The sequence below is a fragment of the Thermus sp. genome, assembly GCF_039793865.1.
Classification (GTDB): Bacteria; Deinococcota; Deinococci; order Deinococcales; family Thermaceae; genus Thermus.
In genome coordinates, this window is sequence record NZ_JBAMMI010000051.1 from 16,137 (window position 1) to 38,449 (window position 22,313).

General features: G+C 71.0%; 23 protein-coding genes. 16 read left to right on the forward strand and 7 right to left on the reverse strand.

Going from position 1 to position 22,313, the window contains the following annotated elements:
• Nucleotides 1-5 precede the first annotated feature (5 nt).
• The 4 genes from ABJK26_RS05045 to ABJK26_RS05060 are packed head-to-tail and all read right to left on the reverse strand — an operon-like array spanning nucleotide 6 to nucleotide 3,318.
• Nucleotides 6-881 carry a BadF/BadG/BcrA/BcrD ATPase family protein gene (locus tag ABJK26_RS05045; protein ID WP_347241169.1) on the reverse strand — a complete coding sequence of 292 codons (876 nt, stop codon included), beginning with the start codon at nucleotides 879-881 and terminating at the stop codon, nucleotides 6-8.
• A complete protein-coding gene (locus tag ABJK26_RS05050) occupies nucleotides 878-1,741 on the reverse strand; it encodes a PfkB family carbohydrate kinase (protein ID WP_347241170.1) in 864 nt (287 codons plus the stop codon). The genes ABJK26_RS05045 and ABJK26_RS05050 overlap by 4 nt, the downstream gene beginning before the upstream one ends.
• Complete coding sequence (locus ABJK26_RS05055) at nucleotides 1,738-2,616, reverse strand: SIS domain-containing protein (protein ID WP_347241171.1); 879 nt, start codon at nucleotides 2,614-2,616, stop codon at nucleotides 1,738-1,740. Before ABJK26_RS05055 ends, ABJK26_RS05050 begins: the two co-directional genes overlap by 4 nt.
• 3 nt (nucleotides 2,617-2,619) lie before the next feature.
• The gene (locus tag ABJK26_RS05060; protein WP_347241173.1) at nucleotides 2,620-3,318 is read right to left on the reverse strand and encodes a DeoR/GlpR family DNA-binding transcription regulator; all 699 of its coding nucleotides are present in this window, start codon (nucleotides 3,316-3,318) and stop codon (nucleotides 2,620-2,622) included.
• Between the two features lie 110 nt (nucleotides 3,319-3,428).
• Between ABJK26_RS05060 and ABJK26_RS05065 the strand changes: the two genes are divergently transcribed.
• Nucleotides 3,429-4,202 (forward strand): class II fructose-bisphosphate aldolase, encoded by a 774-nt coding sequence (locus tag ABJK26_RS05065; protein WP_347241174.1) that lies wholly within the window; start codon nucleotides 3,429-3,431, stop codon nucleotides 4,200-4,202.
• Nucleotides 4,203-4,452: 250 nt separating this feature from the next.
• Here the strand turns inward: ABJK26_RS05065 and ABJK26_RS05070 are convergent, their stop codons facing one another.
• Nucleotides 4,453-5,493 (reverse strand): anhydro-N-acetylmuramic acid kinase, encoded by a 1,041-nt coding sequence (locus ABJK26_RS05070; RefSeq protein WP_347241175.1) that lies wholly within the window; start codon nucleotides 5,491-5,493, stop codon nucleotides 4,453-4,455.
• Entirely contained in the window at nucleotides 5,490-6,188 is a 699-nt protein-coding gene (locus ABJK26_RS05075; RefSeq protein WP_347241176.1) for a GntR family transcriptional regulator, read from the reverse strand. Before ABJK26_RS05075 ends, ABJK26_RS05070 begins: the two co-directional genes overlap by 4 nt.
• A gap of 42 nt (nucleotides 6,189-6,230) precedes the next feature.
• Between ABJK26_RS05075 and ABJK26_RS05080 the strand changes: the two genes are divergently transcribed.
• The 10 genes from ABJK26_RS05080 (at nucleotide 6,231) to lysA (ending at nucleotide 17,291) form a co-directional block, all read left to right on the forward strand.
• Nucleotides 6,231-7,208, forward strand: coding sequence for a serine hydrolase (locus ABJK26_RS05080; protein ID WP_347241177.1), 978 nt, complete (start codon nucleotides 6,231-6,233; stop codon nucleotides 7,206-7,208).
• Nucleotides 7,205-8,065: an N-acetylmuramic acid 6-phosphate etherase gene (locus tag ABJK26_RS05085; RefSeq protein WP_347241178.1), complete on the forward strand. Its 861-nt coding sequence runs from the start codon at nucleotides 7,205-7,207 to the stop codon at nucleotides 8,063-8,065. Before ABJK26_RS05080 ends, ABJK26_RS05085 begins: the two co-directional genes overlap by 4 nt.
• Nucleotides 8,062-9,573 (forward strand): glycoside hydrolase family 3 protein, encoded by a 1,512-nt coding sequence (locus ABJK26_RS05090; RefSeq protein WP_347241179.1) that lies wholly within the window; start codon nucleotides 8,062-8,064, stop codon nucleotides 9,571-9,573. The genes ABJK26_RS05085 and ABJK26_RS05090 overlap by 4 nt, the downstream gene beginning before the upstream one ends.
• Complete coding sequence (locus tag ABJK26_RS05095; protein ID WP_347241180.1) at nucleotides 9,570-10,838, forward strand: sugar ABC transporter substrate-binding protein; 1,269 nt, start codon at nucleotides 9,570-9,572, stop codon at nucleotides 10,836-10,838. Before ABJK26_RS05090 ends, ABJK26_RS05095 begins: the two co-directional genes overlap by 4 nt.
• A gap of 21 nt (nucleotides 10,839-10,859) precedes the next feature.
• Nucleotides 10,860-11,822 carry a sugar ABC transporter permease gene (locus ABJK26_RS05100; RefSeq protein ID WP_347241181.1) on the forward strand — a complete coding sequence of 321 codons (963 nt, stop codon included), beginning with the start codon at nucleotides 10,860-10,862 and terminating at the stop codon, nucleotides 11,820-11,822.
• A complete protein-coding gene (locus tag ABJK26_RS05105; RefSeq protein WP_347241182.1) occupies nucleotides 11,819-12,646 on the forward strand; it encodes a carbohydrate ABC transporter permease in 828 nt (275 codons plus the stop codon). The genes ABJK26_RS05100 and ABJK26_RS05105 overlap by 4 nt, the downstream gene beginning before the upstream one ends.
• A 28-nt stretch (nucleotides 12,647-12,674) precedes the next feature.
• Nucleotides 12,675-14,237 (forward strand): ABC transporter substrate-binding protein, encoded by a 1,563-nt coding sequence (locus ABJK26_RS05110; RefSeq protein WP_347241183.1) that lies wholly within the window; start codon nucleotides 12,675-12,677, stop codon nucleotides 14,235-14,237.
• Nucleotides 14,238-14,250: 13 nt separating this feature from the next.
• Nucleotides 14,251-15,258: an ABC transporter permease gene (locus ABJK26_RS05115; protein ID WP_347241184.1), complete on the forward strand. Its 1,008-nt coding sequence runs from the start codon at nucleotides 14,251-14,253 to the stop codon at nucleotides 15,256-15,258.
• Nucleotides 15,251-16,075, forward strand: a complete 825-nt coding sequence (gene nikC, locus ABJK26_RS05120) for a nickel transporter permease (protein ID WP_347241186.1) — start codon at nucleotides 15,251-15,253, stop codon at nucleotides 16,073-16,075. Before ABJK26_RS05115 ends, nikC begins: the two co-directional genes overlap by 8 nt.
• A 61-nt stretch (nucleotides 16,076-16,136) precedes the next feature.
• Entirely contained in the window at nucleotides 16,137-17,291 is a 1,155-nt protein-coding gene (gene lysA, locus ABJK26_RS05125) for a diaminopimelate decarboxylase (protein WP_347241187.1), read from the forward strand.
• Here the strand turns inward: lysA and ABJK26_RS05130 are convergent.
• A complete protein-coding gene (locus ABJK26_RS05130) occupies nucleotides 17,288-17,971 on the reverse strand; it encodes a gamma-glutamyl-gamma-aminobutyrate hydrolase family protein (protein WP_347241188.1) in 684 nt (227 codons plus the stop codon). The genes lysA and ABJK26_RS05130 overlap by 4 nt on opposite strands.
• A gap of 67 nt (nucleotides 17,972-18,038) precedes the next feature.
• Here ABJK26_RS05130 and ABJK26_RS05135 point away from each other — a divergent pair, with 67 nt between their 5' ends.
• From ABJK26_RS05135 to ABJK26_RS05155, 5 genes are all read left to right on the forward strand, one after another.
• Complete coding sequence (locus ABJK26_RS05135; protein ID WP_347241189.1) at nucleotides 18,039-18,779, forward strand: DeoR/GlpR family DNA-binding transcription regulator; 741 nt, start codon at nucleotides 18,039-18,041, stop codon at nucleotides 18,777-18,779.
• Entirely contained in the window at nucleotides 18,766-19,563 is a 798-nt protein-coding gene (locus ABJK26_RS05140; protein WP_347241190.1) for a BtpA/SgcQ family protein, read from the forward strand. Before ABJK26_RS05135 ends, ABJK26_RS05140 begins: the two co-directional genes overlap by 14 nt.
• A gap of 2 nt (nucleotides 19,564-19,565) precedes the next feature.
• Complete coding sequence (locus ABJK26_RS05145; RefSeq protein WP_347241191.1) at nucleotides 19,566-21,038, forward strand: FGGY family carbohydrate kinase; 1,473 nt, start codon at nucleotides 19,566-19,568, stop codon at nucleotides 21,036-21,038.
• Nucleotides 21,031-21,801 (forward strand): SDR family NAD(P)-dependent oxidoreductase, encoded by a 771-nt coding sequence (locus tag ABJK26_RS05150; protein WP_347241192.1) that lies wholly within the window; start codon nucleotides 21,031-21,033, stop codon nucleotides 21,799-21,801. Before ABJK26_RS05145 ends, ABJK26_RS05150 begins: the two co-directional genes overlap by 8 nt.
• A gap of 13 nt (nucleotides 21,802-21,814) precedes the next feature.
• Nucleotides 21,815-22,313, forward strand: a 499-nt coding sequence (locus ABJK26_RS05155) for a carbohydrate ABC transporter permease (protein WP_347241193.1), incomplete at its 3' end; no start/stop codon positions are given.

A 22,313-nucleotide genomic window follows, 5' to 3' on the forward strand; every position in this document is an offset into this window, starting at 1 on the left:
TCACGCTAACCACCTCCATAGAGTCTAAGGGCCTTTTCCGCGGCGTAGCGGGCCACATCCTCAGGGGGCCCCGCCAGGGCGAGGCCCTCGGCCTGAAGGCGCCGGGCGAACCCCTCGGCCACCCTCCGGCTCCGGAAGACCCCGCCCATGTAGGCGGCCCTTTTGGCCCCCACCCGGAGGGACAAGGCGAGGGCCAGGAGGGCGAGCTCCTCCGCCGCCCCCTCCAGCACCTCGAGGGCCCCCTCGTCCCCCTCCTCGGCCAGGCGGTCCACCTCTTGGGCCAGGGAGGCCACCCTGGACCTCAGGGCCCGGGGCTCGGCCTCGAGGAAGGCCAGAAGGCCGAGGAGGTCCCCCTGGCCGAACCTTTGGGGAAGCCGGAGGAGGCCGGTGGGAGGGGCCCTTCCGTCCTCGGCCCGGCTCGCCCGGTTCAGGGCGCGAAGCCCGATCCAGTAGGCGCTCCCCTCGTCGCCGAAGAGGGGGCCGTACCCCCCGGCCCGCCCCTCCCCCAAGGGGCCCCGGCCGTAGGCCATGGAGCCGGTCCCCGCCACCACCAAGACCCCTTCCCCTTCGCCGAAGGCCGCCTCAAAGGCCAGGGCCACGTCGTTTTGCAGGAGGAAGGGGCAGGGCAAAACCCCCTCCAGGGCCTCGCGGTAGGCCCGGTCCCAGGCCGCCACCTCGCCGTACCCGCCGAGGCCCGCCACCACGTAGGCCGGAGGGGGAAGCCCCTTCAGGGCCTCCCGGAACACGGCCTCCACCCCCTCCCGCCCCACGGCGGGCAGGTAGGCGGTGCCGAGGACCCGCTCCGCCACCACCCTCCCCGCCCCGTCCACCGCCACGAAGCGGGTCTTGGTGCCCCCGCCGTCCGCCCCCAGGAAGATCACGCCTCCACCACCTCCACCTCCTTAAGGAGGGCCTCCACCTCCTCCCGGTCCACCCTCCCCCCGCCCCGGCCCACGTTGGCCCCGGCCGCGGCCACGGCGAAGGCCAGGGCCTTTGGCAGGGGCTCTCCCCGCTCCCGGGCGAGGAGGAAGGCCCCAAGAAGGGTGTCCCCGGAACCCACGGGGTTCCCCTCCCGCCTCGGGCCGCGGGCGAGAAAGGCCCCTTCCGGGCCCGCATAGAGCGCCCCCGCCTCCCCCAAGGAGGCCAGCACCCCCACCCCGTAGCGGCGGTGGAGGGCCCGGGCCGCCCGGAGGGGTGGCCCTGGGAGGAGGGCGGCGAGCTCCTTGCGGTTGGGCTTGACCAGGTCCACCCCGAGCTCCAGGGCCTTGGGGAAGGCCTGGAGGGAGTCCACGGCGAAGGGCCGGAAAGCCTCTAGGAGGGCCTCCGGGGGAAGCCCCTTGGGCAGGCTTCCCGAAAGCACCCTCACCCCCCCTTCCGCGGCCAGGCGGGCCGCGGCCTCGAGGAAGCCCTCGGGCACCGGGGGGCAGGGCTCGTAGACCTCCGTGACCCCCTTGGGGTCGGCGAGGACGTGGCAGGCCCGCCCCCCTGTGCCGGGGAGGGGCCTTAGGGGAAGCCCCTCCTCCCGGGCAAGCCCCAAAAGGGCCTCCCCCCATACCCCGCCCAGGGGGGCCACGGCCAGGGCCTCGCCCCCAAGGCGCACCACCGCCCGGACCAGGTTGAGCCCCTTGCCCCCGGCCAGGGCCTCCACCCGGGCCACCCGGTGGAGGGCCCCCCGTCTGAGGGGCCTTTCCAGGTGGAGGACGCGGTCCAGGCAGGGGCAGGGGGTGAGGGCCAGGATCATAGGCGCACGGCGTAGGTGAGGTGCCGCGGGCGGTCGGGGTCTAAGCCCCGCTCCCGGGCGAGCCGGTGGGCGAAGAGCTGGATCCTCACCAGGGAAAGGGGAAGGTCCAGGACCCCCCCCGGGAGGACCACCACCCGGGCCCCAAGCCCGGAAAGCTCCTCCAGGAGGGGCTCCTCCATGGGGTGGCTCTTAAGGAGGAAGACCACGGTGCCCTCGGAAACCAGGCTCTTCGGCCCGTGGCGGAACTCCAGGCTCTGGAAGGCCTCGGCCCAGACCAGGGCCGTTTCCTTGAGCTTCAGGGCCGCCTCCTGGGCCACCCCCCAGGCCGCTCCCACCCCCAGGAAGAAGTAGGCCTCTCCCCGGGGGAAGTCCCCGGGAGCCTCCAAGACCCCGGCCAGGCGCCCGGGAAGGCCGCGAAGCCCCTCCTCCCCCGTGAGGGCCCGCAGGACGTAGACCAGGGCGCTGGAAAAGGACCGAGTCTGGACGATGGCCTCTTCCTCCGCCCGGGAAAGGACCACCACCTGGGCGAAGAGGTGGTGCCCAGGGCCCGAATCGCGGGTGGTGAGGAGCCAGGCGGGAAGGCCCAAGGCCCGCACCGCCTGCAAAAGCTCCGTGGTCTCGCCCGAGCGGGAGATGCCCACCACCTGCTCCCATCCCCTAAGCCCCTCGGGGAAGAGCATGGCCTCCCCGGAGGGGAGGGCGAGGGCATCCTTTCCCCTTTGGCGGGCCAGGTGGGCCGCCACCTGGGCCAGAAAGTAGCTGGACCCCGAGCCCAGGAAGAGGGTGGGGCCTTTGGGAAGCCCCACCCGGTCCGCCAAGTCCAAGGCCTCGCGCCAGGCCTCCCCACTTGCCAGGATCTCTTCCAGCATGCCCATGCTTCACTCCTCCGTGATCCACCCCGCTACCCCGCCCAGAGGGGCGAAGAAGCCGAGGGCCTTGCGGCCCCACTTGCCCTTTTCCGCCAGCACGTACACCGCCTTGGCCCGCCCCGCCAGGGCCCTCGCCACCTGGGCCTCGGGCTCGTCCCGCATGAAAAACCCCTCCTCGTTCACCGCGGTGGCCCCCACGAAGAGGAGGTCCAGGGGCGGGACGCGCCGGGCGCTCTCCACCGCCAAGGGGCCCACCAGCTCGTAGGAATAGGTGTTGAGCTCCCCCTCCAGGACGTGGACCCGGGTCTTGGGGTAGGAATAAAGCTCCACGGCGATGTTCACCGCGTTGGTCACCACCTCCAGGGCCCGGTAGCGGAGGAGGCGGCTGAAGAGGGTGCAGGTGGAGCCCCCGGAAAGCCCGATGCGCATCCCCTCCCGCACCAGAGCGAGGGCCTTCTCGGCGATGCGGCGCTTGGCCTCAACCCCCTCTTCCAGCTTCCCCGCCATCTCCCCCACGTAGCGCACGGCGGCGAAGAGGGCCGCCCCGCCCCGCCTCCGCTCCACGAGGCCCTTGGCCTCGAGGCGCGCCAGGGCCCGCCGCACCGTGGACGGGTGGAGGCCGAGCTCCCGGGCCAGGTCCAGCACCCTCACCCTCTCGCGGGCCTGGACCAGGGAGAGCACCCGGGCGTCCGCCACCTTCCTCGGCACGCCCTCAGGGTAAGCGAACGGGACCCCGGCCTCGCCGGGTTAACGCTCGCATGCCCTCCATTCGCGCAAATCAAGGGCGGGGGTGGCCCGGGCGGAGGTAGGCTAACCCCGTGGAAGCGAAGGAGGCGGTGGAAACGGCCTGGCGGCGGGGAGAGGCCCTCCTCGCGGTGAACGGGGTGAACCTGGAGACCGCCCAGGCGGTGGTCCGGGGGGCGGAGCAGGCGGGGAGGCCCATCTTTCTCATGTTCTCGCAAAACAGCGTGGGCTACGCCGGCCTGGAGGAGCTCGCCGCGCTGGGCCAGGCCCTCAAGCGGAAGGCCCAGGTGCCCGTTTACCTGCACCTGGACCACGCGGGGAGCCTGGACCTCTTGGAGGCGGCCTTCGCCTTGGGGTTTGACTCCGCCATGGTGGAGGAGGGGCCCCTCCCCTACCTGGAAGCCGCCCGGAAGATCGCGGGGGAGCGCCCCCTGGAGGTGGAGCTCGAGGTGGTGCCCAAGGGGGAGCGAAGGGGGGAAGCGCGGCCTCTTGAAGCCCTCCTGGAGCTTGTAAGGCGGGTGAAGCCCGACTGGGTGGCGGTGGACCTGGGCACGGAGCACAAGCGCCTGGAGGCGAGGCCCCTAAGGCTGGAAAGGCTCAGGGCCCTCTCCCCCCTGAATAGGCCCTTCGTCCTCCACGGGGCCTCCAGCGCCAAGCCCCAGGACCTGAAGGCGGCCCTAAAGCTCGGGGTGGCCAAGGTCAACCTGGCCACCCGGGCCTTCCAGGCCTTCACCGAGGGGCTCAAAGGGGCCCTCGGGGAAGGCCCCGACCCCAGGCGCTACCTGGGCCCCGCCCGGGAGGCCATGGCGGAGTTCGTGGCCCGCTTCTACCTGGACCTCGCGGGGTAATGCTTTGGGGGTCGCTTCGGCGAAAGCGGGGGCGAGGCCCTTATACCCCTTTGGCGTGAACCCATCGCCCTAAGCCAAGGCCATAAGGCCTCTGTGGGCCTTCTTTACCCGGGGCCCCCATGCTGGCTTGCGCCAGCATGGGGTGGTATTAAGTGCCCGCACCTCGGCTTTGCAACACGGGATGCCCGAGCTTTGGCTGTGGGAAAGCTCTTTTGGGGCCCCCACCGCGGCTTTTGCCGCGGTGGGGTACTTAGAAGGGCTCCACCACCTGCCCCGCCCGCACGTCCCGCCCCCCCGTGGCCCGCCCCAAGACGTTCACCTCCCCCCGGGCGTAGAGGTAGGCGAGGAGGGCGAAGGCCAGGGGCTCCCGCACCTTGGGGTTCTCCATGACCACGACCGGGAGGGCCTCGGAGAGAAGGCGCACCAGGACCCGGTTTCTGGCCCCGCCCCCCGCAAGGAGGACCCGGTCCACGGGGCCCACGAAGCGCCGGTAGGCCAGGAGGACGCTTTCTGCGGTGAAGGCGAGGAGGGTCTTGAGGAGGGCGGCGGGGTCCTCGGGCTTACCTTCTAGGGCCTCTAGGCGCCACACCTCCCGGCCCGTGGTCTTGGGCGGGGGCCTTTGGAAGTAGGGGTGGGCGAGCCAGGCCCTCAGGGCCTCCTGGTCCACCTCTCCCCCCTCCGCCAGGTCCACCGCCTCCTCCGGGGCGAGACCCAGGGCCGAGGCCGCCTCGTCAAAGAGGCAGACCCCGGGGCCGGTGTCAAAGGCGAGGAGGCTTTGGGGGTCACGGCCGAGGAAGGCGGTGAGGTTGGAGATGCCCCCCAGGTTGTGCACGCTCACCCGCTTCCCCTCCTCCCCGAAGAGGAGGAGGTCGGGGTAGGCCACCAGGGGGGCCCCCTCCCCGCCCGCCGCCAGGTCCACCGCCCGGAAGCCGAAGACCACGGGGACCCCCAAGGCCCCCGCCAGGTAGCTCGCCTCCCCGAGCTGGAAGGTGGCCTCAGGGGGCTCGTGCCACACCGTCTGGCCGGAAAGCCCCACGAGCTCCGCCTGGCCCAGGAAGGGGCGGGCGGCCTCGGCGTAGAAGCGGCCGAGGTCGTGGTGGAGGAGGGCGAGCTCCCGGGTCCTTGCCCCCCGCATAGCCCTAAGGACCCGCTCCCGAAGGGGCTTTGGGTAGGGCACCTCCAGATGGACCAAGACCCGGTGGCCGAGGTCCGAAGCCCCGCCCCAAAACTCGGCCAGGACCAGGTCCACCCCGTCGGCGCTGGTCCCGGACATGAGCCCGAGCACCCTCATGTGAGCTCCACCAAAAGCTCGTACCGGTCCCCCCGGTAGCGGCTTTTCACCAGCTCCACGGGCCTCCCGTCGGCGAGGAAGCTCAGCCGTTCCAGGTAGAGGAGGGGGGTGCCGGGCTCCACCCCGAGGAGGCGGTCCTCCTCCCGGGCGGGGAGGGCCCGCAGGCGCTGGAGGGCCCGCACGGGGCGGAGGCCCCGCGCCTCCAGGGCCCGGTAGAGGGAGCCCTGGGGCAGGGCCTCGAGGGCCCAAAGGGGGAGGACCGCCCGCTCCAGGGCGATGGGCTCCCCGTCCCCAAGCCTTAGGCGCTCCAGGCGCCAAACCTCCTCGGAAGGGGAGAGGCGCAGGTGGAAGGCCTCCTCGGGGGTGGCGGGCCCCTTCTCCGCCTTGAGGAGGCGGGTTTCGGGCACGACCCCCAGGGCCTCCATCTCCTCGGTGAAGCCGAGGAGCCGGGCGCGGAAGGTGGCCCTCCGGGCCACGTAGGTGCCGCTCCCCCGCCGCCTAAGGAGAAGCCCCTCCTCCTCCAGAAGGGCCAGGGCCCGGCGCAGGGTGTCCCGGGAGACCCCAAGCCCCTGGGCCAGGGCCCGCTCCGGGGGAAGGCTTGGGCCGTACTCCCCCCTAAGGAGGGCGAGCTTGAGCCGCTCCGCCAGGGCCAGGTACTTGGGTCCCCCTTCCCCCGGGACCATCCCCCTAAGCATACCACTTGCCTACCAATCCCCCACCCGTTTAAACTTAGGGGCATGCGGGCCAGGGGCATCCTGGAGGAGGCGGTGGCCCGGGGCGTGGTGCCCGGGGCGGCCTTCGGCGTGGTCCACGCCGACGGGCGCCGGGAGAGCTTCCACCTGGGCTTCGCCCAGCTCGTGCCCGAGCCCGTGCCCCTCGAGGCCGGCTTTTACTTTGACCTGGCGAGCCTCACCAAGCCCCTCTTCACCCTCAAGGAAACCCTTAAGGCGGTGGAGGAGGGCCTCTTGGACCTGGACGACCCCCTCTCCCTCCACCTCCCCGACCTCCTCTGGCTCAAGGACCACCCCCTGAAGGCCAAGACGGTGCGGGAACTCCTCGCCCACACCGCGGGGCTTCCCGCCTGGGAGGCGGTGTACACCTGGGGCCAGGGGGAGGCCCTCAAGGCCCGCCTCCTCCAGCACCCCTGGCCCCTGGGGGAGCCGGTGTACTCCGATATCGGCTACATGCTCCTGGGCCTCCTCCTGGAGAGGGTGCGGAAAAGGCCCCTAGGGGCCTTCCCCCTCCCCGAGGGGCTCACCCCGAGCCCTCCCCCCGAAAAGACGGCGGCCACGGAGCAATGCCCCTGGCGGGGGCGGGCGCTCCGGGGCGAGGTGCACGACGAGAACGCCCACGCCCTGGGGGGGCTTGCGGGGCACGCGGGCCTCTTCGGCACCCTGGAGGGGGTCTTGGGGGAGCTTCAGGCCATCCTGGAGGGGCGCTGGCTCTCCCGGGCGGCCCTGGAGGAGATGCTCAGGCCCCACGGGGAGCGCCTCCTCTCCTGGGAGAGGAAGCGCCCCGGCTGGCACGGGGGGAGCCTGGCCTCGGAGCGGGCCTTCGGGCACACGGGCTTCACCGGGGTGGCGGCCTTCGTGGACCCCGAGCGGGGCTACGCCTGGGCCCTCCTCACCAACGCCGTCCACCCCACCCGGCACCGGCCCCCCATCGCTCCCCTCAGGCGGGCCCTGGGCAACGCCTTGGCGGCGGAGGTGGCATGACGGAGGAAGCGGCGGTTCGCTACCGGGACCTGGACCTCTGGCCTCCTAGGGAGGTCCTGGAGGCCCTCTACGAGGGCCAGCTCAGGGCCTTGGCCGCGGTGCACCGGGCCCTCCCCCACCTGGAGGGGGCGGCCAGGGAGGCGGCGGAAAGGCTCAAGGGGGGCGGGAGCCTGGCCTATGCCGGGGCGGGGACGAGCGGGAGGCTTGCGGCGATGGACGGGGTGGAGCTTTGGCCCACCTTCGGCTTCTCAAGGGTGCGCTTCCTCCTCGCAGGGGGGGAGGCGGGGCTCACTCAGGCGGTGGAGGAGGCGGAGGACCGGGAGGAGGAGGGCTTCAGGCTTGGCCAGGGCCTCGAGGCCAAGGACGTCCTGGTGGCGGTGGCGGCGAGCGGCCGCACCCCCTTCACCCTGGGGGCCCTCCGGGGGGCCAAGGCCCGGGGCGCCCTCACCGTGGCCCTGGCCAACAACCCGGGCGCCCCCCTCCTCCAGGAGGCCCACCACCCCGTCCTCCTGGACACCGGGCCCGAGGTCATCGCCGGGAGCACGAGGCTTGGGGCGGGCACGGCCCAGAAGGCGGCCCTCAACCTCTTCTCCACCCTGGTCATGGTCCTCCTGGGCCGCACCTACGGCAACCTCATGGCCCGGATGCGGGTGGAAAACGCCAAGCTCAGAGCGCGGGGTGCGGCCATGGTGCGGGCCATGGTGGGCCTTGGGGAGGAGGAGGCCAAAGCCCTCCTCGCCCGCTACCCCGAGCCCGCCCTGGCGGCCCTCGCGGCCCTCGGGAAGACGGGCGAGGAGGCGGAAAGGCTTCTTGAGGCGCGGGGCGTGCGCGGCGCCCTGGAGGAGGCGAGGAGGTGAGGCTCTTGGCCCTGACCCTCGGGCTCGGCCTGGCGGCGGCCCAGGCGGGAAGCTTTTTGGTGGTGAGCTTCAAGGGAGAAGAGGTGCCCTCCGAGCTCCTCAAGCGGGTGCGCCCCGCCGGGGTCATCCTCTACCCCAACAACCTGCGCAAGGACCCCCAGGGCCTGGTGCGGAGGCTCAAGGCCCTGGACCCCAACCTGGTGGTGATGGTGGACCAGGAGGGGGGCCCCTTCACCTCCTACCGGGAGGGGGTGGTGCGCTTTCCCTCGGCCATGGCCCTCTCGGCGAGCGGGGATGAAGGGCTGGTGGAGCGGGTGGGCTGGGCCCTCGGGTGCCAGGTGCGGCGCCTGGGGGCCGACGTGAACCTGGCCCCGGTCCTGGACGTGAACGTGAACCCGGAAAACCCCATCATCGGCCTCCGCTCCTTCGGCGCCGACCCGGAGCGGGTGGCCCGCATGGGCCTGGCCTTCGCCCGGGGCGTGCTCCGCTCGGGGGCTAAGCCCGTGGGCAAGCACTTCCCCGGCCACGGGGACACCGCCACCGACTCCCACCTGGACCTGCCCGTGGTGGCCAAGCCCCGGGAGGCCCTGGAGAAGGTGGAGCTTCTCCCCTTCCGCCGCTACGTGGAGGCGGGGATGCCCGCCCTCATGACCGCCCACATCCTCTTCCCCGCCCTAGACCCGAAGCTTCCCGCCACCCTCTCCCAGCGCATCCTCACCGGCCTCCTCCGGGGGGAGATGGGCTTTAGGGGGGCGGTCCTGACGGACGACATGGCCATGGCGGCCATCAAGCGCAACTTCGGGGCCAAGGAGGCCGCCCTCCTCGCGGTGAAGGCGGGGGCGGACCTCCTTCTCCTGGAGCCCAATCCGGAGACCGCCCTCGAGGTCCACGCTCACCTCGCCCAGGCCCTGGGCAAGGAGGTCCCCAAGGCCCGGGCGGAAGAGGCCAGGCGGCGGGCCCTCGCCCTCCTCGCCCAAGGGGGCGCCTGCCCCTTCACCCCCAAGGAGGAGGAGGCCCTGGCCCTGGAGGCGGCCCGGCGGGGGGTGGTCCGGCTCTTCGGGGAGCTTCCCCTCCCGGGCCCCGGGACCCTGGTGGTGGGGCTAAGGGTGACGGACCGCTACGGGGCCGAGCCCACCCTGGCCGACCTCGCCCCCACCTACCTCCCGGGGAGCCAGGGCCTAAACCTCTCCGAGGACCCCTCTCCCGAGGAGGTGGCGCGGGCAGTAGAAAGGGCCCGGGCCGCCGAGCGGGTGGTGCTTTCCACCTACCACTGGCTCGGGGCCTTCAAGGCCGGGCAGAAGGCCCTCTTCCGGGAGCTTCGCGCTTTGGGCAAGCCCCTTTACGTGGTGGCCCTGGGCAACCCCGACGACCTCCGCTTCCTCCCGGGGAGGCCCCAGGGCTACCTGGCCACGCACGGCTACCGCGCGGTCCAGGTGCGGGCCGCGTTGGAAGCCCTGGCGGGGGTCTACACCCCCACCGGGCAGTGGGTGTTCGGAGGTGAACCATGAGGAAGTTTTTCGGCGCGCTTCTTCTCCTTTTGGGACTGGCCTCGGCCCAGAAGCTGGTCCTGGCCAGCTGGGGGAGCCAGGAGGAGATCCAGGCCTACCAGCAGGTCCTCCGGCTCTTCCAGGAGCGGAACCCGGGGATCCAGGTGGAGTACATCAACATCCCCTCCAACGAGTACCTGGCCAAGATCACCGCCATGATCGCGGCGGGCACGCCCCCGGACGTGTTCTTCATCAACAACATTGACTTTCCCGGGATGGCCTCGAGGGGGGTCCTAAAGCCCCTGGACCCCTTCCTGAAGCGGGACCGCTACCCCACGGAGGACATCTTCCCGGGCATCCTCAAGGCCTTCCAGTGGGAGGGGGCCCAGTACGGCCTGCCGCGGGACGTTTCCAACCTGGTGGTCTTCTACAACCGCAACCTCCTGCGCAAGGCGGGCCTGCCCGACCCCAAGCCCGACTGGACCTGGGACGACTTCCTGCGCTACGCCAAGGCCCTCACCGTGGAGAAGGACGACCGCAGGGTCCAGTGGGGGGTCTCCTTCCAGACCTTCTACCTCTTCTGGGAGCCCTGGGTCTGGTCGGCGGGGGGCCGCTTCTACAGCCCCGACCACAGCAAGTTCCTGCTGAATAGCCCCGCCTCCCTGGAGGGGCTCCAGTTCTACCTGGACCTGCGCTACAAGCACCACGTGGCCCCCACCCCCGAGGAAGCCCAGGACCGGGGGGCCTTCACCATGTTCCTGAACGGCCAGACGGGGATGATCGTGGACGGGCGCTGGCGGGTGCCCACCCTGAAGGCCCGGGCCAAGTTTGACTTTGACGTGGTGCCCTTCCCCCGGGGCAAGGCGGGGAGCATCGTGGACATCGACGGGTCGGGCTGGGTGATGGCCGCGGGCACCAAGAACCCCGAGGCCGCCTGGAAGCTCCTCGCCTTCCTGGCAGGCCCCGAGGCCAGCCGGCTCTTCACCAAGACCGGCCTCATCATCCCCGCCCGGGGCGTGGACGTGAAGAACGTGGACAAGAGCCTGCAGACCCTCAAGGACTTCTTCGTCCCGCCGCCTCCCAGGAACCAGCAGTACTTCCTCACCGTGAACCGCACCGCCCGGCCCACGGAGACCTTTGAGCGCTGGAACGAGGCCCTCCAGCTCATCAACAAGGCCCTGGAGCCCGTCTGGCAGGGCAAGGCCGAGCTCAAGGCCGCCCTGGACGGCGTGGCGCCCCAGGTGCAGAAGATCCTGGACGAGGTGCAGGCCTCGAGGAAGCGCTAGCCCCAAAGGCTAGGAGGCCCCGTGCGCGCCTACCTCCGCTTCCCCCTCCTCTTCCTCCTGCCCTCCTTGGCGGGCTTCCTGGCCTTCAACCTGGGGCCCATCCTCACGAGCCTCCTCCTCTCCTTCGTGGCCTACGACGGCCTCCGTCCCCTCAACCTGGCCACGATCCGGGAGGGGTGGGTGGGCCTGGAGAACTACAAGCGGCTCCTCGCCGACCCCACCTTCCACAAGGCCTTCTGGAACACCCTCTTCTACGTGGCGGTGGCGGTGCCCCTGGAGATCGTCTTGGCCCTTCTCCTGGCCCTGGGCCTGAACCGCCCCTGGCGGGGGGTGCGGTTCCTCCGCACCCTCTACCTCCTCCCCACCGTGACCAGCGTGGTGGCGGTGGGGCTCCTCTGGCGCTGGGTGCTGAACCCCACCGTGGGCCCCGTGAACCTCTTTCTCCGCTTCCTCGGGGAGAAGCTCTCCGCCCTCTTCCACCTCTTCGGCCTCGAGCCCCCCGCCCTCCTGGTCTGGCTGGCCAAGGAGGGCCCGGGGTGGCTCTCCGACCCCAACTGGGCCATGTGGGGGGTCATCCTGGCCTCGGTGTGGGCGGGGGTGGGCCTCCGGATGCTCATCTTCCTGGCCGGGCTCCAGAACATCAACCGGGAGTACCTGGAGGCGGCGAGCCTGGACGGGGCCAATGGCCTCCAGCGCTTCTTTTACGTGGTCCTCCCCCTCCTCTCCCCCACCCTCTTCCTCAACACCCTCCTCGCCATGATCGGGGGCTTCCAGGTCTTCGGCCTGGTCTACACCATGACCGGGGGCGGCCCCCTGGACAGCACCAACGTCCTCATGCTCTACCTCTACCGCAAGGCCTTCGGCGTCTTCCCCTTTGAGATGGGCTACGCCTCGGCCATCGCCTGGGTCCTCTTCCTCCTCCTCTTCGCCCTCACCTACCTGCAGTGGACCCTGAGGCGGCGCTGGGTTCTGGAGGAAGCATGAAGCTCCTGGCAAGGCTCTGGGACGGCCTGGTCTTTCTCCTCCTCCTCCTTGGGGGCCTCACCATGCTCGTCCCTTTCTTCTGGATGGTGTCCACCAGCCTCAAGGCCCCGGGGTCGGTGTTTGACCTGCCGGTGGAGATCTGGCCCAAGGAGCTCCACCTGGAAAACTACCAGCGGGTGCTCACCGCCGTGCCCTTCAGCCGCTGGTACCTGAACTCCCTGGTGGTGGCCCTGGGCCTCACCCTCCTCAACCTCACCAGCGGGGCCATGGCGGGCTACGCCTTCGCCCGCTTCCGCTTCCGGGGGCGGGGGGCCCTCTTCCTCCTCTTCCTCGCCACCCTGATGATCCCGGTGCACGTCCTCATCATCCCGCTTTTCATCCTCATGCGGAACCTGGGCTGGGTGGACACCTACTACGCCCTCATCCTCCCCGGCCTCTTTGACGCCTTCGCCATCTTCCTCATGCGCCAGCACTTCCTGCACCTTCCCAAGGAGCTTGAGGAGGCGGCCATCGTGGACGGGGCCACCCCCTGGCAGGTCTACTGGAAGGTGGCCCTGCCCCTCGCCGCCCCCGCCCTCGCCACCTTGGGCACCTTCACCTTCCTGGCGGGGTGGAACAGCTTCCTCTGGCCCCTCATCGCCACCAACTCCTTGGAGATGCGCACCCTCACCGTGGGGCTCGCCGTCTTCCAGGGGCAGTTCTCCACGGAGTGGACGGTGCTCATGGCGGGCCTCACCCTGGGGACCATCCCCCCCATCCTCGTCTTCCTCCTGGCCCAGCGCTACTTCATCCAGGGGCTCACCCTGGGAAGCCTGAAGGGGTAGTATGCCGTACGCAAGGAGGCGATCAGGGATGAAAAAGCTTTTAGGGATCCTCTTCCTGGCCTTCCTCCCCGTCCTGGCCCAGGACCGGACCCAGGTCCTGGTCTACGGGGGGGACTTCACCGACCTCATCACCTTAGACCCGCAGGTGGTCTACGAGTTCAGCGGGGTGCTCATCGCCGACAACCTCTACGAGACCCTGGTGCGCTTTGAGGGAAGCGACCTCTCCACCCTTAGGCCGGGCCTCGCGGAAAGCTGGAAGGTGGACCGGGGCAAGGACGACTGGATCCTCACCTTCAAGCTCCGCAAGGGAAGCCGCTTCTCCACGGGGCGGGAGGTGACGGCCAAGGACGTGGTCTTCAGCTTTGACCGCGCCCTGGCCCTGAAGGGCCCCGGCTCCTTCCTCTACACCGAGATCGCCCAGCTCAAGCCCGGGGCCTACCGGGCCCTGGACCCCTACACCGTGGAGGTGCGCATCCCCAAGTCCGCCTCGCCCCAGTCCTTCCTCTCCATCCTCACCTTCACCATCGGCGGGGTGGTGGACTCGGAGGAGGTGCAGAAGAACGCCAAGGGGGGCGACTACGGCAAGGACTTCCTGAGCAATAGCTCCGCGGGCTCCGGGCCCTACCGCCTGGTGCGCTGGGACCGGGGGAGCCAGGTGATCCTCGAGGCCAACCCCTACGCCCGGGTGAAGCCCAAGATCCCCCGGGTGATCCTGCGCTACATCCAGGAGCCCGCCGTGCTCCGCACCGCCCTGGAGTCCGGGGAGATCGACATCGCCGAGGGGCTCACCCCCGAGGCCCTAAAGGCCCTCGCGGGCAACCCCCGGTTCAAGGTGGTCCGGGCCGAGACCCTCAGGCTCCAGTACCTGGGCATGAACATGAAGCCCGGAAGCCCCTTCGCCAACCCCAAGGTGCGGGAGGCGGTGCGCTACGCCGTGAACCAGGACGAGCTCATCCAGGGCCTCCTCCAAGGGAACGCCCTCAAGATCCAGACCCTCATCCCCAAGGGGCTCTTCGGCTACAATCCGGCCACGCCCTACACCTACGACCCCGCCCGGGCCAGGAAGCTTCTCGCCGAGGCGGGCTACCCCCAGGGGCTGGAGTTTGAGCTTTTGGTGAGCACGGGGATCTGCGGGGGCGGCGTGCCCTGCCCCGACGTGGCGGCCAAGCTCCAGGCGGACATGGCCAAGGCGGGCCTCCAGGCCAAGATCCGGGCCATCGCCAACGCCGAACTCCTCAAGACCTACCGGGCCCAGAACCACCAGATGGTCCTCGCGGGCTGGAGCCCGGACTTCCCGGACCCCGACGGCAACGCCACCCCTTGGGCGGACTATAGCGCCCGCTCCCTGGCCTACCGGAACAGCTACCAGGACGAGGTGGCGGCCAAGCTGGCCCGGCAGGCGGCCCTGGAGACCGATCCCAACAAGCGCAAGGCCCTCTACAAGCTCCTCACCGAGCGGGTCCTCCGCGAGGGGCCCTACGCGGTCCTCTACCAGCCCGTCCAGCCCATCGCCCTCTCGGCCAAGGTGGAGGGCTTCCTGAAGAACCCCATGATGTCCTCCCCCCTCTGGCAGGTGAGCAAGCAGCCCTAAAGCCGGGGCAGGCATGGCCGCCTACGCCGTAAAGCGCCTCTTCTACGCCTTATTCGTGGGTCTGGGGATCACCTTCGTCACCTTCTTCGTCTCCCAGGTGATCCCCATAGACCCCGCGGCGGCGGCCCTGGGGGAGAACGCCCGGGAGGAACAGATCCGGGAGTTTCGGGAGCGCTACGGCCTGGACCGGCCCCTCCTCGTTCAGTACGGCCTTTACCTGAAGCGGCTCCTTCAGCTGGACCTGGGCCGCTCCCTGCGCACCGGGAGGCCGGTGGCCGAGGACTTAAAGGAGTTCTTCCCCGCCACCCTCGAGCTCGCCCTAAGCGCCTTCCTGGTGGCCCTGGTCCTGGGGCTACCCGCAGGGGTCTGGGCCGCCCTGAGGCAGAACCGCCCCCCCGACCTCCTAATCCGGCTCCTCGCCCTCCTCCTGGGCTCCACCCCGGTCTTCTTCCTCGCCATCTTCCTTCTGGACCTCCTCCACCGGAAGATGGGCCTCCTCCCGGGGCCGGGGCGGCTTGACCCCTTCCTTATTCCTCCCCCGGTGGTGACGGGCATGGTGACCCTGGACGCCCTCCTCGCCCGGGACTGGACCGCCTTCCGGGACGCCCTCGCCCACCTCGTCCTCCCGGCCTTCGTCTTGGGCTCGGCCTCGGCGGCCCTCCTCGCCCGCATGACCCGGGCGGCCATGCTGGAGGTCCTCTCCCAGGACTACATCCGCACCACCTGGGCCAAGGGGCTTTCCGAGAGGCAGGTGGTCCTCCGCCACGCCCTCAAGAACGCCGCCCTCCCCGTCCTCACCCTCCTGGGGGGGCTTCTCGGAGGGCTCCTCTCCGGGGCGGTGCTCACGGAGACCATCTTCTCCTGGCCCGGGCTTGGGCGCTACGTCACCCAGTCCGCCACCAGCCTGGACCTCCCCGCGGTGATGGGGGTCACCCTCCTCGTGGGGGTGGTCTACTCCCTCCTGAACCTCTTGGTGGACCTCCTCTACGCCCTCCTGGACCCGAGGATCCGCTATGCCTAAGCTCCTCCGCCGCTTCCTCAGAAACCCGGGGGCGGTCCTGGGGGTTGGACTCCTCGCCGCCCTCCTCCTCACCGCGGCCTTCGGCCCGGCCTTGGTGGGGGACCCCTTGGCGCAAAACCTCGCGGAAAGGCTCAAGCCCCCAAGCCCAGCCCACCCCCTGGGCACGGACCAGCTCGGCCGGGACGTGCTCTCCCGGGTGGTCCACGGGGCCCGGATCAGCCTCGGGGTGGGGTTCGGGGTGGTCCTCCTGGCCTCGGCCCTGGGCGTGGGGGTGGGCCTTCTCGCCGGGGGGCTCGGCGGGGCGTGGGACAACCTCCTCATGCGCCTCACCGACATCTTCTTCGCCTTCCCCTCCTTGATCCTGGCCATGGCCATCGCCGCCGCCTTGGGGCCCAACCTGGCGAACACCGTCTTGGCCGTGGCCCTGGTCACCTGGCCCATCTACGCCAGGCTCGTGCGGGCCCAGGCCCTGGCCCTGAGGGAAAGGGAGTTCGTGGAGGCGGCGCGGGCTTTGGGCGCGGGGCAGGGGCGGGTCCTCCTCAGGCACCTCCTCCCCAACAGCCTCACCCCCGTCCTGGTGCAGGCGAGCTACGAGGTGGGAGGGGCCATCCTCACCGCCGCGGGGCTCTCCTTCATCGGCTTCGGGGCCCAGCCCCCCACCCCCGAGTGGGGGGCCATGGTGGCCGAGACCCGCAACTACATGGCCGAGGCCCCCTGGGCCGCCACCGCCCCGGCGGTGGCCATCCTCCTCACCGTCTTGGCCTTCAACCTCCTGGGGGACGGGCTCAGGGACGTCCTGGACCCGAGGGGGCGGTGATCCCGGAAAAGCCCACGAACGCCCAAGAAGCCGCCTCGCTCCGGCCTACCAAGGGAGCACGATGCTGAACCCGAGCTTTCTCCAAGCGGTGCGGGAGGCCCTGAAGGCCTACCCCACCCCCTTTTACGCCTACGACTGGACCCGGATCCGGACCCAGGCGGAAAGCCTTATGGAGGCCTTCCCCAGCGCCCGGATCTTCTACGCCCTCAAGGCCAACCCCCGCCTGGGCCTCCTACGCCGCCTGCGCGCCCTGGGCCTCGGGGCGGAGGCCGTCTCCCTGGGGGAGGTCCTCCGGGCCTACCGGGCAGGGTTTGGCCCCGAGGAGGTCCTCTGGAACGGCCCGGTGAAGACGGAGGAGGCCCTTAGGGCCCTCCAGAAGATGGCCCCCTGGGTGGTCCTGGACTCCGAGGGGGACCTGAGGCGGGTTTCCCGCCTCCTCCCGGGGGCACGGGTCCTCCTCCGGGTAAACCCGGACCTCCCCGTGGCCACCCACCCCCACCTGGCCACGGGCCGGGGGGAGAGCCAGTTCGGGGTCCTGCCGGAGGAGGTGCCGAGGCTCCTCGCCCTGGCCCGGGCGCTCGGCCTGAGCCTCAGGGGCCTCCACCTGCACCTGGGCTCCAAGCTGGAAGCCCTCGAGGACTTCCTCGCCGGGTACCGGGTGCTGGAGGCGCTCTTCCCCCAGGTGGGCCCGGTGGAGGTCCTGGACCTGGGCGGGGGCTTCGGCCTCCGCTTGGACCTCCGGGCCTTGAGGGAGCCCGTGGAGGCCCTGGCCCGCCGCTACGGGGCCCAGGTCTTCTTGGAGCCCGGGCGCTACCTGGTGGCCGAGGCCGGGGTCTTCGTGGTCCGGGTGGTGGGGCGGAAGCGCACCCGGAGGAACTACCTCCTCCTAGACGGGGGCATGACGAGCTTCCTCCGGCCCGTCCTCTACGGGGCGGTCCACCCCGTCCTTCCCCTCTACGAGGGGGAGGAGGAAGAGGAGTACGACCTGGCGGGCCCGGCCTGCGAGGCGGGGGACGTGCTCCTTAGGGGGGTGCGCCTCCCGAGGCCAAAGGAGGGGGACGCCCTGGCCTTCTTGGAGGCCGGGGCCTACGGGGCCAGCATGGCCCTAAGCTACCTGGATACCCCCAAGCCCCTGGAGCTTTTGTGGACGGGAGAGGGGTGGGAGGTCCTGCGGAGGAAAGAGCCCTTGGAGGCCCTTTGGGCGGAGGAGGCCTAGACCTCCCTGAGAAGGCCGAAGAGGGGCCTGTGGTGGGGCAGGCGCTCGGGGTGCCACTGCACCCCGAGGTAGAGGGGGTGCCCCTCCAGGACCACGGCCTCCACCAGACCGTCGGGGGCCTGGGCCACGGGCCTAAGCCCCTCCCCCAGCCTCTTCAGGCCCTGGTGGTGGTAGGAGTTCACCCGGAACCTTCGGGGGAAGAGGCGGTCTAAGGGGCTTTCCCCTAGGAGCTCCACCCCGTGTCCCAGGGCCCCCCAGGCGGGAGGGCTTTTCTGGTAGTGCTGGAGGGGAAAACCCGCCCGGCCCAGGTCCTGGTGGAGGCTCCCTCCCAGGGCCACGTTGAGGACCTGGATCCCCCGGCACACCCCGAGGAGGGGAAGCCCCTTTTCCGCGGCGTAGCGGGCCAGGAAGACCTCGAGGCCGTCCCGCTCAGGGTCCACCTCCCCAAGCTCGGGAAGGGGCTCCTCCCCGTAGAGGGTGGGGTCCACGTCCCCGCCTCCCGGCAGGATTACGCCGTCCAGGTGCCGAAGAAGCCTCTCCAAGGCGGCCTCGGGCTGAGGGGGGATCAGGACGTAGGCCAGGCCCTGGGAGGCCAGGGCCTCGAGGTAGGCCTCGAGGAGGCCGAAGAGGGCGCCGCCCTCGGAGGTCTTGCGCTGGGTGGCCACGCCGATAAGGCGCATGGAGGAATTCTACCCCTGAGGGCGGCCCTTGACAACTTCGCTCAAAATCGCTTAAATATGAGCAACTATGCCTCTGGCGGCCGAGCGAAGGGATCGGCTTCTCGCCCTCCTTAGGAACCACGGGGCCCTCAGCACCCGGGAGCTCGCCGAGCGCCTCGGGGTTTCCGAGGCCACGGTGCGCCGGGACCTGGCCCTTTTGGCCCAGCGGGGCCTTCTCCGGCGGGAACACGGGGGGGCCCTGCTCCCCGAGGCCGAGCCCCCCTACGCCGAGAAGCTCCAGCGGAACCAGGGGGCCAAGGAGGCCATCGCCCAAAGGGCGGCGGCCCTGGTGCCCGACGGGGCCACGGTGGTCCTGGACTCGGGGACCACGGCCTTGGCCCTGGCCCGGCTCCTGGCGGGGAGGCCCCTCCGGGCGGTGGCCCTGGACCTCCCCGTGGCCCAGGCCCTGGCCCAGGGGCGGACGGAGGTCCTCTTGCCTGGGGGAAGCGTGCGCAACGGCTTTTTCAGCTTGGTAGGCTCCTGGACGGAGGAGCTTTTGGGCAGGCTCAGGGCCGACCTCTTCTTCCTGGGGGCGGACGCCTTTGACCTCGAGGGGGTCACCAACCACACCTTTGAGGAGGCGGCGGTGAAGCGGAAGGCCATGGAGGTGAGCCGGAAAACCGTCCTCCTCACCGACGGAAGCAAGTGGGGGAAGAGGGCCCCGGCCTTCGTGGCCCCCCTGGAGGCCTTGGACCTGGTGGTGACCGACCTGAAGGACCCCGCCCTCCGGGAGCGGGTGCGGGTGGAGGTGGTGGATGGAGCGCTTTGAGGCCCTCTTCGGCAGGAAACCCGTGATCGCCATGGTGCACCTCAAGGCCCTCCCGGGGACGCCCCTTTACGACGGGGACCTGGAGGGCCTCGTAGAGGCAGCCCGAAGGGACCTCCTCGCCCTCCAGGAGGCCGGGGTGGACGCGGTGATGTTCGGCAACGAAAACGACCGCCCCTACGAGCTCTCCGTGGACCGGGCGAGCGTGGCGGCCATGGCCTACGTCATCGGGCGCCTTAAGCCCCTGATCCGGGTGCCCTTCGGGGTGGACGTCCTCTGGGACCCCCTGGCCACCATGGCCCTGGCCGCGGCCACCGGGGCCCGGTTCGCCCGGGAGATCTTCACCGGGCTCTACGGCTCGGACATGGGCCTCTGGGAGGGCCGGGCCGCCGAGGCCCTCCGCTACCGGAAGCGCCTCCTCCGGGACGACCTCTTCCTCCTCTACAACGTCTCCGCCGAGTTCGCCTCGCCCCTGGACTCGAGGCCCCTTCCCGAGCGGGCGAAGAGCGCCGTCTTCTCAAGCCTCGCGGACGCCGTCTTGGTCTCGGGCCCCATGACGGGGGAGGGGGTGGCCCTGGAGCACCTCCGGGCGGTGAAGGAGGCCCTGCCCCAGGTGCCCGTCCTCGCCAACACCGGGGTGCGCCACGAGACGGTGGCGGCCATCCTCGAGGTGGCGGACGGGGTCATCGTGGGCACGGCCCTGAAGCGGGACGGGATTACCTGGAACGAGGTGGACCCCGAGCGGGCCCGAAGCTTCATGGAAATCGTTCGGGGGTTTAGGGGGTAGGCGTGGTCCTGGGCGTGGACGTGGGCACCACCGCGGTGAAGGTCCTCCTCCTGGACAAGGAGGCGCGGCCTCTCCGGGCGGCGGAGCGCCCCCACCCCCTCCTCTCCCCCCACCCCGGCTTCGCCGAGGAGGACCCCGAGGCCTGGTGGCGGGGGGCGGTGGAGGGAATCCGGGAGGTCCTTCAGGGCCTGGATCCCAAGGAGGTGCGGGCCCTCGGGGTCTCGGGGATGGTCCCCGCGGTGGTGCTCCACGACGGGGAGGGCAGGCCCCTGGCCCCGGCCCCCCTCCAGAACGACGCCCGGGCGGTGGAGGAGATCCGGGAGCTTAGGGAGCGCTTCGGGGACGAGTGGCTCTTCGCCCGTACCGGGGCCACCTGGAACCAGCAGGTGGTGGCCCCCAAGCTCCTCTGGTTCCGCCGCCACCGCCCCGAGGTCTGGGCGAGGGCCCGCTGGGTCTCGGGCTCCTACGAGCACGTGGCCTTCCGCCTCACGGGGGCCCGGTACCAGGAGGCCAACTGGGCCCTGGAGTCCGGGCTTTGGGACCCGAGGGAGGGGGCCTGGCTGAAGGAGGTGCTGGAGGCGGTGGGGGCCCAGGAGGGCCTCCTCGGCCCGGTGCGCTGGCCCGGGGAGGTGGTGGGGGGGCTCACCCGGGAGGCGGCGGAGGCCACCGGGCTTCCCCCGGGCCTCCCGGTGATCGCGGGAAGCGCCGACCACATCGCCGCCGCCCTGGCGGCGGGCCTCGTGGCGCCCGGCGAGGCGGTGCTGAAGCTCGGGGGGGCGGGGGACTTCCTCTACGCCCTAGACCGCTTCGCCCCCCTAAAGGAGCTCTTCATTGACTTCCACGACGTCCCGGGGCTTTTCGTCCTCAACGGGTGCATGGCCACCACGGGAAGCCTCCTCCGCTGGTTCCGGGACGCCTTCCGCCCCGGGATGGGCTTCGCCGGGCTGGACCTCGAGGCCGAAGGGGTCCCGGCGGGGAGCGAGGGGCTCCTGGTTCTCCCCTACTTCCTGGGGGAGAAGACCCCCATCCACGACCCGGAGGCCCGGGGCACGGTGGTGGGGCTCACCCTGGCCCACACCCCGGCCCACCTCTGGCGGGCCCTCCTGGAGGGGGTGGCCTACGCCTACCGCCACCACGTGGAGGTGCTGGAGAGGGGAGGGTACCGGGTGGAGCGCTACTTCGTCATGGACGGGGGGGCGAGGAGCCCCCTTTGGCGGAGGATCCTGGCGAGCGTCCTCGAGGCCCCCCTGGCCCACCTGGCGGGGGGAGAGCGGGGGAGCGCCTACGGGGTGGCCTTCCTGGCGGGGGTGGCCGCGGGGCTTTGGGGCTTCCAAGACCTCAAGCGGGAGGTGGCGGGCCTCACCGAGCCCGAGCCCAGGTGGGTGCCCGCTTACCGGGCCCTCTATCCCCTCTACCGAGAGGTCTACTTGCGCCTGAAAGACCTTTACCCCAGGCTCGGAGGTGGTTATGCCTAACGCCTTGGTCACGGGAGCGGGAACGGGAATCGGCAAGGCCATCGCCGAGAGGCTCGCCCGGGATGGCTTTAAGGTCTGGGTCACGGACCTGGACCCGGAGGCGGCCCGCAAGGTGGCCGAGCCCTTCGGCATGCCCCACCTGGGGCTGGACGTGACGGACCGCAAGGCCCTGGAGGAAGCCCGGGAGCGGGTCTACGCCGAGGACGGCCGCCTGGACGTCCTGGTGGCCAACGCCGGGGTGTCCACCATGAACCGCTTCCTGGACCTCACGGAGGAGGAGTGGGACTTCAACTTCCGGGTGAACGCCAAGGGGACCTTCCTCACCCTCCAGACCTTCGCCCGGGCCATGGTGGCCCAGGACCTCATGCCGGGGCGGGAGCTCCGGGGCAAGATCATCGCCACCGCCTCCATGGCCGCGAGGCAGGCCGCCCCCCTCCTCGCCCACTACTCCGCCAGCAAGTTCGCCGTCCTCGGCCTGGTGCAGGCGGCGGCCAAGGAGCTCGCCCCCTACAAGGTCACGGTGAACGCGGTGAACCCCGGCTTCGTGCGCACCTCCATGCAGGAGCGGGAGGTCCTCTGGGAGGCGAGGCTTAGGGAGATGGACCCGGAGGAGGTGCGGAAGGAGTACGTCCAGAAGACCCCCCTGGGCCGCCTGGAAACCCCCGAGGACGTGGCCAAGGCGGTGGCCTTCCTGGCGGGGCCGGACTCGGACTTCATCACCGGGGAGGCCCTGGAGGTGAACGGTGGCGCCTGGATCTTCTAGGGGGCTTCGCCTTTTGGCGAGCGCCCTCCTCTTCGCCTTCTCCCTGGCCTTCCTCCTTCCCCTCCTCTGGACCTTAAGGAGCGCTCTACTCCCCGAGGGGCTCGCCTACGCCCTGCCCCCGGTCTTCGGCCCCCTCACCCTGGAGAACTTCCGCCAGGTCCTCTTGGGACCCCTGGGAAGGGGGTTCCTCAATAGCCTCCTGGTGGCCTCCTGGGTGGTCCTCCTCGGGCTTCCCCTCGCCGCGGGGCTCGGCTACGCCCTGGCCCGGTACCGCTTTGGGGGCCACCCCTTGCGCTTCGCCGTATTGGCCACCCAGATGCTCCCCCCCATCGTCCTCGCCCTCCCCCTCTTCGCCCTCCTCCGGGCCCTGGGCCTTTCGGGCTCCCTGAAGGCCATGGTCCTCGCCCACCTGGCCTTCGCCCTCCCCTTCATGGCCTGGCTCCTCATGGGGTTCTTCCAGGGCTTCCCCAGGGAGCTGGAGGAGGCGGCCTTGGTGGACGGGGCCACGCCCT